This window comes from Aeromonas sp. R2-4 (genome assembly GCF_040908365.1).
Classification (GTDB): Bacteria; Pseudomonadota; Gammaproteobacteria; order Enterobacterales; family Aeromonadaceae; genus Aeromonas; species Aeromonas veronii.
On the sequence record NZ_JBFODO010000013.1, the window covers coordinates 1 to 15,057 of the forward strand.

The 15,057-nt window shown below is 56.8% G+C and carries 13 protein-coding genes; 8 read left to right on the top strand and 5 right to left on the bottom strand.

The window, feature by feature from the left end; genetic code table 11:
• Positions 1-45: 45 nt before the first annotated feature.
• Complete coding sequence (locus AB5Z05_RS05335) at positions 46-1,086, top strand: IS481-like element ISAs19 family transposase (protein WP_279460456.1); 1,041 nt, start codon at positions 46-48, stop codon at positions 1,084-1,086.
• Between the two features lie 111 nt (positions 1,087-1,197).
• Here AB5Z05_RS05335 and AB5Z05_RS05340 read toward each other — a convergent pair whose 3' ends face one another.
• Positions 1,198-2,298, bottom strand: a complete 1,101-nt coding sequence (locus tag AB5Z05_RS05340) for an FRG domain-containing protein (protein WP_368150402.1) — start codon at positions 2,296-2,298, stop codon at positions 1,198-1,200.
• 191 nt (positions 2,299-2,489) lie between these two features.
• Complete coding sequence (gene tkt / locus AB5Z05_RS05345; RefSeq protein WP_368150404.1) at positions 2,490-4,481, bottom strand: transketolase; 1,992 nt, start codon at positions 4,479-4,481, stop codon at positions 2,490-2,492.
• Between the two features lie 349 nt (positions 4,482-4,830).
• On the opposite strand from tkt, the gene metK reads away from it, so the two are divergent.
• The 7 genes from metK (at position 4,831) to ruvX (ending at position 10,454) form a co-directional block, all read left to right on the top strand.
• Positions 4,831-5,982: a methionine adenosyltransferase gene (metK, locus tag AB5Z05_RS05350; RefSeq protein ID WP_005338519.1), complete on the top strand. Its 1,152-nt coding sequence runs from the start codon at positions 4,831-4,833 to the stop codon at positions 5,980-5,982.
• 68 nt (positions 5,983-6,050) lie between these two features.
• Complete coding sequence (locus AB5Z05_RS05355) at positions 6,051-6,578, top strand: SprT family zinc-dependent metalloprotease (protein ID WP_236295682.1); 528 nt, start codon at positions 6,051-6,053, stop codon at positions 6,576-6,578.
• A 73-nt stretch (positions 6,579-6,651) separates the two neighbouring features.
• On the top strand, positions 6,652-7,356 hold the full coding sequence (locus AB5Z05_RS05360; protein WP_266134110.1) for an endonuclease: 705 nt from the start codon (positions 6,652-6,654) through the stop codon (positions 7,354-7,356).
• 119 nt (positions 7,357-7,475) lie between these two features.
• Complete coding sequence (gene rsmE / locus AB5Z05_RS05365; protein WP_368150405.1) at positions 7,476-8,207, top strand: 16S rRNA (uracil(1498)-N(3))-methyltransferase; 732 nt, start codon at positions 7,476-7,478, stop codon at positions 8,205-8,207.
• 73 nt (positions 8,208-8,280) lie between these two features.
• Entirely contained in the window at positions 8,281-9,231 is a 951-nt protein-coding gene (gene gshB / locus AB5Z05_RS05370; RefSeq protein ID WP_040066605.1) for a glutathione synthase, read from the top strand.
• Positions 9,232-9,433: 202 nt separating this feature from the next.
• Positions 9,434-9,988, top strand: coding sequence for a YqgE/AlgH family protein (locus tag AB5Z05_RS05375; RefSeq protein WP_005349793.1), 555 nt, complete (start codon positions 9,434-9,436; stop codon positions 9,986-9,988).
• A gap of 43 nt (positions 9,989-10,031) precedes the next feature.
• Positions 10,032-10,454, top strand: coding sequence for a Holliday junction resolvase RuvX (gene ruvX, locus AB5Z05_RS05380; protein WP_005343821.1), 423 nt, complete (start codon positions 10,032-10,034; stop codon positions 10,452-10,454).
• 57 nt (positions 10,455-10,511) lie between these two features.
• Here the strand turns inward: ruvX and dtpB are convergent, their stop codons facing one another.
• The 3 genes from dtpB to AB5Z05_RS05395 all read right to left on the bottom strand — a co-directional run bounded on the left by dtpB (position 10,512) and on the right by AB5Z05_RS05395 (position 14,876).
• The gene (gene dtpB / locus AB5Z05_RS05385) at positions 10,512-12,017 is read right to left on the bottom strand and encodes a dipeptide/tripeptide permease DtpB (protein WP_368150408.1); all 1,506 of its coding nucleotides are present in this window, start codon (positions 12,015-12,017) and stop codon (positions 10,512-10,514) included.
• A 699-nt stretch (positions 12,018-12,716) separates the two neighbouring features.
• Positions 12,717-13,685, bottom strand: a complete 969-nt coding sequence (gene yidZ / locus AB5Z05_RS05390; RefSeq protein ID WP_368150762.1) for an HTH-type transcriptional regulator YidZ — start codon at positions 13,683-13,685, stop codon at positions 12,717-12,719.
• A gap of 18 nt (positions 13,686-13,703) precedes the next feature.
• Positions 13,704-14,876 carry an MFS transporter gene (locus AB5Z05_RS05395; protein WP_368150410.1) on the bottom strand — a complete coding sequence of 391 codons (1,173 nt, stop codon included), beginning with the start codon at positions 14,874-14,876 and terminating at the stop codon, positions 13,704-13,706.
• Positions 14,877-15,057: the final 181 nt, after the last annotated feature.

The following is a 15,057-nucleotide window of genomic DNA, read 5'->3' on the forward strand; positions in this document are numbered from 1 at the left end:
CGGATAACAAAACGGTACCCCTACCGTGTTATCTGGAGTCACCGTATGACCACCAACGAGAAAGTAGCACGTCGCAAACTCAGCCTGCTAGAGCTCGCCAAAGAGCTCAATAACGTCAGTAAAGCCTGCAAGCTCATTGGCTACAGCCGCCAGCAGTTCTACGAAATTCGCCGTAATTACCAGACCTATGGCGCCGAGGGCTTGCTCGACAAATTGCCGGGCTGTAAAGGGGCTCATCCCAATCGGGTTGCGCCCGAGATTGAACAGGCCATCCTCGATTACTCCCTCACCAGACCAACTCAAGGCCCGCTGCGGGTCGCGCAAGAACTGGCTCTGCAAGGCATCAATGTCAGTGCGGGCGGTGTGCGTGGCGTGTGGCAACGGCACGACTTGCTCTCTAAACACGACCGCTTGCTGCGCCTTGAGAAAACTCACCGTGAGCAGACCATTGAGCTCAATGACGAGCAAATTCGCCTGTTAGAACGATTCAGTCCCGAGTTCCGAGAACGCCAGATTGAGGTTCATTACACCGGAGAACTGGTGGCGGTCGACACCTTCTTCGTCGGCGCGCTCAAGGGGGTTGGCAAGGTGTATCTACAAACCGTGCTGGACTGCTACAGTCGCCACGCCTGGGGACGGCTCTACACCAGCAAGCTGCCGGTGACCTCGGTTCATGTGCTCAATGAAACGGTGCTGCCGTTTTTCGAGGCCCACGAGGCGCGGGTCTATACCATCCTGTCGGACAACGGGCGCGAGTTCTGTGGGCGCCCAGACCACCATCCCTACGAGCTGTTCCTGCAACTGGAGGGGATTGAGCACCGAACCACCAAGGTGCGCAGGCCGCAGAGCAACGGCTTTATCGAGCGGCTGCATCGAACCTTGCTGGATGAACACTTCCGCATCAAGGGGAGGACGACCTGGTATGAGTCGGTAGAGCAGATGCAGACAGACCTGGATAGCTATCTGGTGCACTACAACACCCAGCGGCCACATCAGGGCAGGATGATGGAGGGTCAAACCCCCTACAGCATGTTCAAGAAGGGTCTGAAATTGATACCGAAGGAAGTGCGCTCTAAAGTAGCGTAAACAAGACACCGGTTTGAGGCCGGTGTCAGGTGATAACTAGATCTGTACAAAAGAGACCGGCTGATGGCCGGTCTCTCTTTATAAATCAGCATCACACTACCGATTTATATCTCAAAAAAACCTATCTTTCATTTCTTCACATACACCATCAATTCCAGGAAACATTGAACCAGCAGTGATACCCATATATCTTAATTCACGCATTGCCTCATCACGATACTTCACAGGGATATCAATAGCATGAAGAAATTTAACACCATTACTTTTTTCTACACTTAGTATATAGGCTTCTATATTTACCACATTTGTAACTGTAGTAAGGGCTTGTTGAGGTATCACCCTAGGATTATTTATGGCAGCAAAATCCGTAGCTGACAGGTGAGGGAATGGAGGGTTTAGATAATTAATCTGACTTAGCCTCTGCCTCCATAATTTATTATTGAATATATATATCCTAATGCACTCATCATTATTTTCATGTCCTTTCACCCATTCTCTAAAAGCAAAAAAAGCGGCCACAAATGGGGAATAACTCCAGTCTAATAATGGTGTGGGATATCCATGGTGTTGCAATAAGTTAAAGAATGCTCTATTTTGCTTCGGGTCATCCAAGTTGAAATAATGCGATGTGATTGAACACAATCTTTGATGTAGTATTGGAATGTCTTTTGATATAAATAAATCAGTTCTATATCTTCCTCGTCGATGGAAAGATGTCTGCAATGGCCATGGCTGTTTCTGTCCACGAAAAACCATCTGATCATCTAATATCTCAGATACGTGTTTTTTATATTGCTCCCAAGACATCTCAGATGATTGTATCAATGATTTTTCAGTAACTTTTTGCAAAGATAACTCTGCAGTCAAATTAACATCAATATCTGTTTTTGCTGATATTTTCATTCTATCACCATCAATTGTCATTGAGACATCAGCTTTTTTTGAATGAGAAATATCTTTATCGTACAAGTTCTTTATTGATTCCCAAGGAACTATATTATAGTTCCTTGGATCAATTGGTGAAACATCTGCCAAATAAGTGTTATTACTAGCTAAATCCTCAGCACTAAAATACGCAATAGACGATGGAATTTCAGATTTTTTAGGACATATATAAGCCAACACCTCATAACCTGAATCATTCTTTTCTATATATAATATTATTCCACCAACTACATCTCCAGAATATGTACCAATCCACTGACCTATCATCTCGCCCCCCTGAAAAGCAATATCAAAATACATTAACTTCAGGCTAATGACATATCAATCAAAAATCAAGATTTGTATTAATCAAGTCTTATATTATGTAAATAAAATAAACTATTGATAATGTTTTAGTTAGCGAAAAAAAGCGCCTCCCAAGGGAGGCGCTTTTCAATTCAGTACCAAGCAATCAGCGATTACAGGGATTCAGCGGTTGCAACCACGTTTTCCACGGTAAAGCCGAATTCCTTGAACAGCAGCTCGGCCGGTGCGGACTCACCGAAGGTGGTCATACCGATGATCTTGCCGCCGAAACCGACGTACTTGTACCAGTAGTCAGCGATGCCAGCTTCGATGGCCACACGCTTGGTGACGGAGGACGGCAGGACGGACTCTTTGTACTCGGCAGACTGGGCGTCGAACACGTCGGTAGACGGCAGAGAGACCACGCGCACGGCACGGCCCTTGGCAGTCAGCTGCTCATAGGCGGCAACGGCCAGTTCCACTTCGGAACCGGTGGCGATCAGGATCAGCTCCGGAGTACCGGCGCAATCCTTCAGCACGTAGCCACCCTTGGCGGTATCGGCCAGCTGCTGGGCAGTACGATCCATCTGGGCCAGGTTCTGACGAGAGAAGATCAGAGAGGTCGGGCCGTCGGTACGCTCGATGGCGTGTTTCCAGGCGATGGCAGATTCAACCTGGTCACACGGACGCCAGGTGCTCATGTTCGGAGTCAGACGCAGGGAGGCGATCTGCTCAACCGGCTGGTGAGTCGGGCCATCTTCACCCAGACCGATGGAGTCGTGGGTGTAAACGAAGATAGCGCGCTGCTTCATCAGGGCGGCCATGCGCAGGGCGTTGCGGGCATACTCCATAAACATCAGGAAGGTAGCGCCGTAGGGGATGAAACCACCGTGCAGGGCGATACCGTTCATGATGGCGGACATGCCGAACTCGCGTACACCGTAGTGGATGTAGTTGCCGGAGGCATCGTCGTTGGTCAGGGACTTGGAGCCGGACCACATGGTCAGGTTGGACGGCGCCAGGTCAGCAGAGCCACCCATGAACTCCGGCAGCAGCTTGCCGAAGGCTTCCAGAGAGTTCTGGGACGCTTTACGGGTTGCGATCTTGGCCGGGTTGGCTTGCAGGGTTTCGATGATCTTGGCGGATTCAGCAGCCCAGTTGGCCGGCAGTTCGCCAGCGGTGCGGCGCTTGAATTCGGCAGCCAGAGTCGGGTGAGCGGCTTCATAGGCGGCGAACTTGGCAGCCCAGTCGGCTTCCAGTGCAGCACCCTTCTCCTGAGCGTTCCACTCGGCAGCGATATCGGCCGGGATAACGAACGGAGCGTGGTCCCACTTCAGGAATGCGCGAGCAGCGGCGATCTCGTCGTTGCCCAGCGGTGAGCCGTGGCAGTCGTGAGAACCGGATTTGTTCGGAGAACCGTAACCGATGATGGTGCGGCAGCAAATCAGAGTCGGCTTGCCGGTCTCGGCCTTGGCGGCTTCGATGGCGGCATTGATGGCTTCCGGGCTATGACCGTCAACAGCCGGGATTACGTGCCAGCCGTAGGCTTCGAAACGCTTGACGGTGTCGTCGGTGAACCAGCCTTCTACGTGACCGTCGATGGAGATACCGTTGTCATCCCAGAACGCGATCAGTTTGCCCAGTTGCAGGGTACCGGCCAGAGAGCAAGCCTCGTGGGAGATACCTTCCATCAGGCAGCCGTCGCCCATAAAGGCGTAGGTGTAGTGGTCAACGATGTCGTGACCCGGCTGGTTGAACTGGTCAGCCATGGCTTTTTCGGCGATCGCCATACCCACGGCGTTGGTGATGCCCTGACCCAGCGGGCCAGTGGTGGTTTCAACGCCCGGCGCGTAACCGTACTCCGGGTGACCCGGGGTGCGAGAGTGCAGCTGGCGGAAGTTTTTCAGATCGTCGATGGAGAGGTCATAACCGGAGAGGTGCAGCAGGGAGTACAGCAGCATGGAGCCGTGGCCGTTGGAGAGAATGAAACGGTCGCGGTCGGCCCACTTGGGGTTGTTCGGGTTATGTCTGAGGTGGCTACGCCACAGCACTTCGGCGATATCCGCCATTCCCATGGGGGCGCCCGGGTGACCGGAGTTGGCTTTTTGAACGGCATCCATACTCAATGCACGAATGGCATTGGCAAGCTCTTTACGAGAAGGCATCTGAATCTCCTGCGATTGCTTCATTTGATGGCCAAGATTAAGGCGCGTTATTGTCCCAGCAGGGCGCGCGGCGTGCAAATATTATCTGGATGAATAAAGTGGCTTTGGGAGGACAATCGCTTTTCTTGCCCTCTATTGACCAAAGCAACCAGAGAAAAACGTTTGATTCCCATCCCTTTCGGGATAGGAGAGCACCGCTTGTGACCCATTGGACACTGCGCGACAAAATAGTGCTGGCAATCGGGGGGGGCGCTAATTAAAATAGACGTCCAGATGTAGATACCTCTACACCATCCCATTCATCCGGTTATTGCTATGGCGATAACCCAGACAAGCTGAGACTCTTATCATGGCAAAGCTGTTTACTTCCGAGTCGGTCTCCGAAGGCCATCCCGACAAGATTGCGGACCAGATCTCCGATGCGGTACTGGACGCCATCCTCAAGCAAGATACCAAGGCACGCGTTGCCTGCGAGACCCTGGTCAAGACCGGTATGGTCATGGTGGCCGGTGAAGTAACCACCTCTGCCTGGGTTGATATCGAAGAGATCGTGCGTGATACCGTACGTGAAATCGGCTACACCCACTCCGACATGGGCTTCGATGCTGACTCCTGCGCCGTGCTGAACGCCATCGGCAAGCAGTCCCCGGATATCAACCAGGGCGTTGACCGCAGCGATCCGCTGGAGCAGGGCGCTGGCGACCAGGGCCTGATGTTCGGCTACGCCACCAATGAAACCGACGTGCTGATGCCGGCCCCCATCACCTACTCTCACCTGCTGGTGAAGCGTCAGGCTGAAGTGCGCAAGAACGGCACCCTGCCGTGGCTGCGTCCGGATGCCAAGAGCCAGCTGACCTTCGCCTACGACGACGCAGGCAAGATCATCGGTGTGGATGCCGTGGTGCTGTCTACCCAGCACGCCGAATCTATCAGCCACAAAGATCTGGTTGAAGCAGTACGCGAAGAGATCATCAAGCCGGTGCTGCCGGCCGAGTGGGTCAACAAGGACACCAAATACTTCATCAACCCGACCGGCCGTTTCGTTATCGGCGGCCCGATGGGTGACTGCGGTCTGACCGGTCGCAAAATCATCGTCGACACCTACGGCGGCATGGCCCGTCACGGTGGTGGCGCCTTCTCCGGTAAGGATCCGTCCAAGGTTGACCGCTCAGCTGCCTACGCCGCCCGCTACGTTGCCAAAAACATCGTTGCCGCCGGTCTGGCCGATCGCTGTGAAATCCAGATCTCCTACGCCATCGGCGTGGCCGAGCCGACCTCCATCAGCGTCGAAACCTTCGGTACTGCCAAGGTTGCCGAGGAGCTGCTGGTCAAGCTGGTACGCGAGCACTTCGAACTGCGCCCGTATGGCCTGATCGAAATGCTGGATCTGAAGCGTCCGATCTACCAAGCCACTGCTGCCTACGGTCACTTCGGTCGCGACGAGTTCCCGTGGGAGCAGACCGACAAGGCCGAACTGCTGCGTTCTGCCGCTGGCCTGTAAGGCTCGCTGTTGTGTTAAAAGGGGAGCCTGGCTCCCCTTTTGCTTATCCGCCATTTGACGAGATGTTGATGTCTGCCACTCCTGCCCAGCTTGTCGCCCTGCTGCAACAACGCGTAGAAGCCTGTTTTGTGCAGGCCGAGGCGCGCCTTGGCCGCACCTTCCCCCGCCCGCGGATCTACTGCAATATGCGGGGCCGGGCGGCAGGATCGGCGCGGCTGCAAACCTGGGAGCTGCGCTTCAATCCCGCCCTCTATCAGGCCAACCAGCAGGCGTTTCTGGATGAGGTGGTGCCCCACGAGGTGGCCCATCTGCTGGTACACGCCCTATGGGGTGAAGGTCGCGGCAAAAGCCGGGTCTTGCCCCACGGCCGCCAGTGGCAATCGGTAATGCGGGAGGTATTTGGCCTTGAGCCCAGAACCACCCACAGCTTCGATCTGGCGGTATTGGCCCAGCGCACCGTGCCCTATCGCTGTCACTGCCAGCAGCATCAACTCTCTATTCGCCGCCACAACAAGGTGGTGCGCGGCGAGGCCCGCTACCACTGCCGCCGCTGCAAGCAACCGCTGGAGCGGGAACGGCCGGAGCCAGAGCTGTAAGCCAGCTTGTGTCGCGCCCCTGTGGTAGGGTGCCCGCCATCGTTCGTCAATCACCCCGTTTGCAAGGAATCTTATGCGTTTCATCTCCTCCCTCGCCCTGACCCTGCTGGCCGGTTTACCGCTGCTCAGCTCCCCCCTGCACGCCCAGACCTTTCGCGAAGCCAAGCAGGATCTGGTGAAGCTCTATCGCAGCCAGCCTGCGGTCACCACCTTCTACTGCGGCTGCGACATCGACTATCAGGGCAAGAAAATGAGCCCGGATCTCGCCAGTTGCGGCTATGAGCCGCGCAAGCAGGCCAAACGCGCCGCCCGCATCGAGTGGGAACACGTGGTCCCGGCCTGGGAGTTCGGCCACCAGCTGCAATGCTGGCAGGATGGCGGTCGCAAGAACTGCGAAAAAGCGAGCCCCGAGTTCAACAAGATGGAGGGGGATATGCACAATCTCTTCCCCGCCATTGGCGAGGTGAACGGCGATCGGGCCAACTACCGCTTCTCCGACTGGAACGGCAAGCCGGATCAGTACGGCCAGTGCCAGATGCTGGTGGATTTCAAGGATCGTCGGGTGCAACCGCCCAAGGGGCCGGTGCGGGGCCAGATTGCCCGTGCCTACCTCTACATGAGCCAGCAGTATGGGCTGCGTCTGGCAGCGCAACAGCGTAAACTGTTCGAAGCCTGGGATCGCCAGTACCCGGCAGAGGGCTGGGAGTGCGAGCGCAACCGCCGCATCGGCAAGCTGCAGGGCAATACCAATCCCTTTATTGAAAAGCAGTGCCAATAACCCCATTTGACCAGGGAGGGGGATCGCCCCTCCTATCATGAAACCCTTCCCTTCTGCCGCGTGAGCCTTGCTCGCCGCAGGATATAAAGGGTTTCCAAGCAAGAGACTGACAAGCAGCCATGCGCATTCCACGTATCTATGAACAGGCCACCCTGCAAGTTGGCCAGACTATCGCCCTGTCGGAAGACGGCGCCAACCATATCGGCCGGGTACTGCGCATGCAGCCGGGCCAGCAGCTCGAGCTGTTCAATGGCGATGGCAATCAATACCCCGCCACCATCGCCAGCGTCGGCAAGAAGTCGGTGGAAGTGACCATCGACAGCTGCGACGTCCAATCGGTGGAGTCACCGCTGGCCATCCACCTCGGTCAGGTGATCAGCCGTGGAGACAAGATGGACTTCACCATCCAGAAATCGGTGGAGCTGGGCGTCACCTGCATCACCCCGCTCTTCTCCGAGCGCTGCGGCGTCAAGCTGCCGGCAGACCGGCTGGAGAAGAAGCGCGAACAATGGCAGAAGGTGGTGATCAGCGCCTGCGAACAGTGCGGCCGCAACGTGGTGCCCGAAGTGCGTATGCCGATGGAGCTGGACGCCTGGCTGGCGGAAGAGACCAAAGAGCTCAAGCTCAACCTGCACCCGCGCGCCGAGTACAGCATCAACACCCTGCCCGTTCCCGAGCATGGGGTACGCCTGCTGATTGGCCCGGAAGGGGGCTTGTCGAGCGACGAGATCGCCCGTACCGTGCAGGAAGATTTCAAAGAGATGCTGCTGGGGCCGCGGGTGCTGCGCACCGAAACCGCCGCCCTGACGGCGATTACTGCGCTGCAGTGCCGCTTTGGCGATCTCGCTTGAGGCTGCATCATGGACGATTACGCTGCGCTAATCGACCCTACAACCCTATCGAGCCATTAAAAAGGAACAGCGGATGACCATTAAACTCGGCATCGTGATGGACCCCATCTCGGCCATCAACATCAAGAAAGATTCCAGCTTTGCCATGCTCGAAGAGGCGCAAAAGCGCGGCTATGAGCTCTTCTATCTGGAGATGAAGGATCTCTACATGGAAGCCGGTCGTGCCTTTGGTACCATGCGCCCGCTCACTGTCAAATATGACTATGCCGACTGGTACACGCTGGGCGAGGTGGTGGATCAGCCCCTCTCCAACCTCGATGTGATCCTGATGCGCAAGGATCCGCCGTTCGATACCGAATTTATCTACGCCACCTACATGCTGGAGCGGGCCGAGGATGAGGGTTGCCTTATCGTCAACAAGCCGCAGAGCCTGCGCGACGCCAACGAGAAGCTCTACACCGCCTGGTTTGCCGAGCACACCCCGACCACGCTGGTGACCCGCCGCGCTGACAAGCTGCGCGCCTTCCACGCCAAGCACAAAGACGTGATCTTGAAGCCCTTGGACGGCATGGGCGGCGCCTCCATCTTCCGCATGAAGGAAGATGACGCCAACGTCGGCGTGATTATCGAGACCCTGACCGCCCACGGCAGCCAGTACTGCATGGCGCAGACCTATCTGCCCGCCATCAAGGATGGCGACAAGCGGGTACTTGTGGTGGATGGCGAACCGGTGCCCTACTGTCTGGCCCGTATTCCGGCGCAAGGTGAGACCCGTGGCAATCTGGCGGCCGGTGGCCGTGGTGAAGCACGTCCCCTGAGCGAAGCTGACTGGGCTATTGCCCGCGCGGTGGGCCCGACGTTGAAAGAGAAAGGCCTCATCTTCGTCGGCCTCGACATCATCGGCGATCGGCTGACCGAGATTAACGTCACCAGCCCGACCTGCATTCGCGAGATTGAAGCCGCCTTCGATGTGCACATCACCGGCATGCTGATGGATGCCATCGAGCGTCGGCTGGGCAAATAATCACCAGGCAGGCTAAACCGACCTGTTCGGGGGTAACCCGCCCCCGACAAGCCCGGAAACAGAGAGGGTGGCCCGGCGCCACCCTCTCTGTTTCAAGACAATCCGGAAAGGGGCGGGATCTCGCCCAGCCCAAAAAGCGGTTTTTCCCATGGGGATCAACTGCCATAATTGACCTCAAATACCTTTGCACTATTTGGCCTCTATGCAAACACTGCAAAATCACTTCCTGCTTGCCATGCCAAGCCTGACGGATCCCTACTTCGAGCGCTCGCTGGTCTATCTGTGCGAGCACAACGAAGAGGGCGCCATGGGACTGGTCGTCAACATTCCGGTCGAGATGTCGCTGGAAACCATGCTGACCCAGCTCCAGCTCAATCCGCCCAACAACCCGGAGCTCAAGCAGCCGGTGCTGCAAGGGGGGCCGGTTCACGCCGATCGTGGCTTCGTGCTGCACAGCTTCCGCCCCGGTTTCAACTCCACCCTGCAGGTGGGGGATGAGATGATGGTGACCACCTCCAAGGATATTCTGGAAACCCTGGGTACGAGCGAGGCCCCTGCCCATTGGCTGGTGGCTCTTGGCTATGCCGGCTGGAGCGCCGGGCAGCTGGAGCAGGAGCTGGTGGACGGCGCCTGGCTGGTGATCCCTCCCAATCCGGCTCTGGTGTTCAAGACTCCCATTCACAAACGTTGGCAGCAAGCTGCCGCCAGCATAGGGGTGAACCCGGTTCACCTCTCCAGCGACATCGGCCACAGCTGATCGGCTGGCCCGCTCCGCTCTCTATTTCGAGGATTTATCAGTTATGTCATCACGCAGCATCATGGGCTTTGACTATGGCACCAAGAGCATTGGCGTCGCCATCGGTCAGGAGCTGACTGGCACAGCCCAGCCTCTGCGCGCCCTCAAGGCCAACGACGGCATCCCCAACTGGGACGAGATTGAGAAGCTGCTCAAGGAGTGGCAACCGGACCTGCTGGTGGTCGGCCTACCGCTGAACATGGATGGTACCGATCAGGAGATCACGGTACGGGCCCGCAAATTCGGCAACCGGCTACATGGCCGCTTCGGCAAGCCGGTGGAGTTCAAGGATGAGCGACTCACCACCACAGATGCCCGCGCCCGCCTGTTTGAGCGAGGCGGCTATCGCGCGCTGGAGAAAGGCAGTGTGGACGGCGTCTCGGCGCAGCTGATCGTCGAAGCCTGGATGGAAGAGCAGTACAACTAAGCCATCCACAGCAAGGCAAGGGTCGCAACCCTTGCCTTGTCTAGCACTATTCCCTCATTACGCCTGTGATTGTCCCGCCACCAGCCCTTCGGCCTCTGTCGGCGTCGCATTCATCATCCGGTTCAGCCAGGGCACCATCAGCCCCATCACCACCGCAATCAGCAGGGTCGCCATCCCGATCTTGCCAAATACGCCGGTGTAAATGGGCAAAGTTTGCAGCGGATCCGTCATCCCTTGCGGCACGGCGGTAAAGGTCGCCACATAGCCCCCCAGCAGGGACGCCATCGCCTGAGTCAGGAACCACATTCCGAGAATGAAGCCCATCAGCCGTTGTGGCACCAGCGCGGCGACCATCGCCAGTCCCAGGGCACTGATCATCAGCTCGCCCAGACTCTGGAACAGGTAGATAAGCACCATAAACCAGGGGGAGGTAAGCCCCTGCTCATCGGCAAACCACCAGCCGGATGCTGCCGCCGTCAGAAAGCCCAGCGAGCAGAAGAACATCCCGAGAGTGAACTTGAGCGGCATGGTGAGATCCCGCCCCTTGCTGCCCATTCGGGTATAGATCATCGCGAGTACCGGGCTACCCACCACCACCCAGAAGGGGTTGAGCGCCTGGAAGCTGATGGGGTTGACGCTCATGCCCAGCATCTCGTGGTGCATGTTGTTGATGGCAAAGAAGTTCAGAGACGTCGGCATCTGGGCATACAGCACATAGAAGAGCACCGCCTCCAGCATCAGCACGAAGGCCACATACATCTTGTTGCGGTCCACTGTGTCGAGCCTGAATGCCTCGCGAAAGAAGAAGATCACCACGGCGATGGTTACCGTCATCAGCACCATGTTGGCGATCACCACGTGGTGCATCAGCCAGGCGCAGAAGAAGACCATGGCTACCGAACCCAATATAACCAGCAGTAGTTTGCTGTAATCGAGCGGCAGGTGATCCGGCTCGGAGCCAATATCCTTGACCATATTGCGGCAGGCAAAGAAGGTAAGCAGCGCAATAATCAGCCCCACCCCGCACAGGTTATAGGTCACGGTATAGCCGTAGTGATCGGCAATCACCGGCGCGAGCGAGAGGGAAATAAGGGAGCCAATATTGATCGACATATAGAACAGGGTAAAAGCCCCATCCAGCCGTGGATCTTTTGGCTCATAGCATTTTGAAAGCAGGCTGGCCGGATTGGCCTTGAACAGACAGTTACCGACCGCGATGGTGCCTAGCGCATAGAAAATCAGGTCGGGATTGTAGATCGACAGGCCGGTCATAAAATAACCGACCACCAACACGATAGCCCCGAGCACCATGGTGCGCTTGGTGCCGAGCACATGGTCGCCGACATAGCCGCCGACCGAGATCAGACCATATACCAGCGCCGAGAAGGCACCGAAGGTAATAAAGGATTGCTCTTGGGAAAAACCCAGTTGCTGTACAAAGAAGACCGCCAATATCCCCTGCACGCCGTAATAACCGAAGCGCTCCCAGAGTTCGACGAAAAATATCATAAAGAAGGGTTTGGGCTGTTGTAACAACCCGGTCGGTGCTGTTGCTGGACGCATATCAACCTGCCTTTGCTGAGATTTATTTTTATTAATCTGGTGGTGGCTGCCGCACTATTTTTTGCCCGCCATTGCTATAACGGAGAGCACAGTCAGCCTGCCAATCTGGCTATTTTCGGGTGCACGCGCCCCGTTCGATGAAAGGTGTTTTTCATCTAGCCGGTTTCAATTACGGGTTATCGGGGGATGGTGAGTGGCGTCTCCCAGTACAGTTACCGGCTCCGGGTTCTACCTTTGCTGCATCCCTTTACTCAAGCCGGTTTTGCTTATTCCCCTCTGCTCCGTCACTCATGGCTGGTGGCTAGATAGCCGGGGCATGACACGGCCACAGACGACCTGTGGGGCTGGCTCACGCCGCGCTCTACTGGCAGTCACCTACGCAGGCGCTATCTAACCCCGCCATTCCAAGGGGTTCCATGCTATATCACTACTAATACAGGAACTTAATGGTCGATCACACTTTAAAAGTGGTCATTAGTGAAGTTTTCTAATGAAACCACATGAATTTTTTTCGTGAAAAGAGCTTCACTCGAGACGTGAAACCAAGGCAAATATGTGCATAAAGAGAGTTGAATGGCACACAGTTTGAACCCGACCTCGGCACTTAAGTCGTGCCAAAGCCCACTCATCCGGGCGATACAACAACAAAAAGCCGGAGCAGATGGCTCCGGCTCATCGATAGGCACCGTCACGGCCACATTAGCGTGAGCGTGGCGATTCGTCGTTGTAGAGTCGCCGGATCTCGTTGCGCAGCCACATCACCTTGGCATCCTGATTGTGCCGTTTGTGCCACAGCAGGATGAAGGCGATCTCCAGCTGGGCGTAGAGCTTCTCGGGGAGCGGCAGCGGCATGGCGATCAGATTGCCGTGATGCCGACTGGCATAACCACCGCAGTAAGAAGGAGCCACCGCGATCAGCTCATGGCTCGACTGGGAGGCAATATGCAGCGCCTGCTCGAAGCTTGAGACCATGATGGGTACCTCCCGCTTCAGCCCCTCGTCCTCCAGCAGACTGTCGAGAGCCCAGGTATCGTTCGCTTCCCACACCATGCTGATCTGGGGGCAGGCCAAAAAATTCTCCAGCGACCACTTCTGCTCGAGCAAGGGGTGATCCTTACGCAGAAAAACCACCGGTCGATCGGTGAACAGCACCTCGTGATCGATGTAATAAGGCAAGCGGTTGACCCTGGCCCGAGAGCGGCCATGGGTCTCGCGGGCGCAGAAGCCGAGATCTGCATCGCCATTGACGATGTCATTGAGGGAGTGGTGATCCCACCCCAGCATCCTGACTACCGAGTTGGGGTACTTCTGGTAGATGGTCATGGGCAGATCGCTCAGGAAGCTGATGTAAAAGGGGGACTCCATCACCAGCGTGAAGCGGGCACCGTCTGGGATCGCCTCGCTATTGAGCGAGGTGATACTGTCGGTTAGCTGGAACCAGACCTTCAGCTCCTCCTCCAGGGTCAGGGAGAGGTTGGTCGGCTGCAACCCCTGCCGCACCCGCACAAACAGGGGATCGTCAAACCACTCCCGCAATTTGGCCAGAGACTTGCTCACCGCTGACGGAGTGACACAGAGCTTTTTGGCCGCCCCTGCCACACTGCGCTCCTGCATCAGGTACTTGAACACCACCAGCAGGTTCAAATCGAGTTCACCCAGATTGCGCATATCCCCTCTCATCTTCCATCAGCCCTGCGACCGCGCTTCACGAAGCGCGAGCCATGGTAACAGCCCTTTGACAGCCAGGTAACTGAGCAGAGCCAGCATCAGGGCATAGATCAGCATCTCGGACGGAGTAAAGCCGAGCCGGCCAAGCAACCAGATATAGAGGCCGGAGAGGCTGATCTGCATGATGCAGAGCACGGCGCTGGCAAACGCCACATTGTGCTGGCAACCGTCGAGCGCCTCCCCCATCGCCACTCCAAAGCCGCAGGAGAAGCCGACACAGACCAAGGCAAATCCCGGCAGCAGCAGATGGATATCGCCTCCCGTCTGCCAGCTGCCGAACAGTGAGCAGGCCGCCAGCAGATAGGAGAGATGAGACACCGCCAGCACCTTGTGCTTACCAAGCCAGCGCAGCAGCAGCGGCGTCAGGAAGGAGGTGGACATGCTCACCCCGGCCATCACCATCATCACGATGGAGTACTGCTCGGTAGTGAAGCCAAACTCCTTCATCAGGATCAGCGGCGAGACGCTGACATAGACCAAAATAGAGGTCACGCTGGCACTGGTCAGCAGGGAGAGCAACATAAAGCGCGGGGAGCGCAGCAGGGCAAATGGCAGCGTTGTGCCCCCCCCCGTTTGCCGGGCCGGGCGGGTCTCCTTGAGCAGCAACCAATTCACCAAACCGCTGACAGCCGCCACCAGCGCCATCGCCACGAAGATCCCGCGCCAGTCAAAATGGGACAGGATGAGGTAACCGAGCACCGGCGCCAGCACCGGGATCACGCAGATGACCCCGTTGATCATCGAGAGCGCCATCGCCAACCGCTCCTGACTTAGCACGTCCCGCAGCACGGTAAAGGTCATGACATAGAGCGCCCCCGCCCCGACTCCCTGCCAGAAACGGCCGAAATAGAACTGGCCAATCCCCTCTGCACTGCCTGCCACCAGCGAGGCGAGGACAAAAATCAGGGCGCCCCCGAGCACCACCCAGCGCCGCCCGTAGCGATCGGCAATCATTCCGCCCAGCAGCACGGTCGCCGCCATGCCAAACAGATAGATGGAGAAGGCGGTGTGGATCTGCGCCTCGCTCGCCTGCAGGGTATCGGCAATCTGGGGCACGGCGACCAGATAGAGATCGATCCCGACCGGATAGAGGATGATCATCAGAAAAGTGCACAACAGGAAAACAGGCATGGATGCTCCATAACAGATTGACCCGCCTACCCCCGCCAGATGGCAGCAACATAGAGCAAAAGTTGGCGGGGCCAAGGTGGTGACAAAGGTAGCAACGCAGCGCGTCGCAATGGGGGCAACTATATGGGCGCCCACCGCCCTCACCTAGTGAAGAGATGGCGATCGGTACATTCCAATCAGG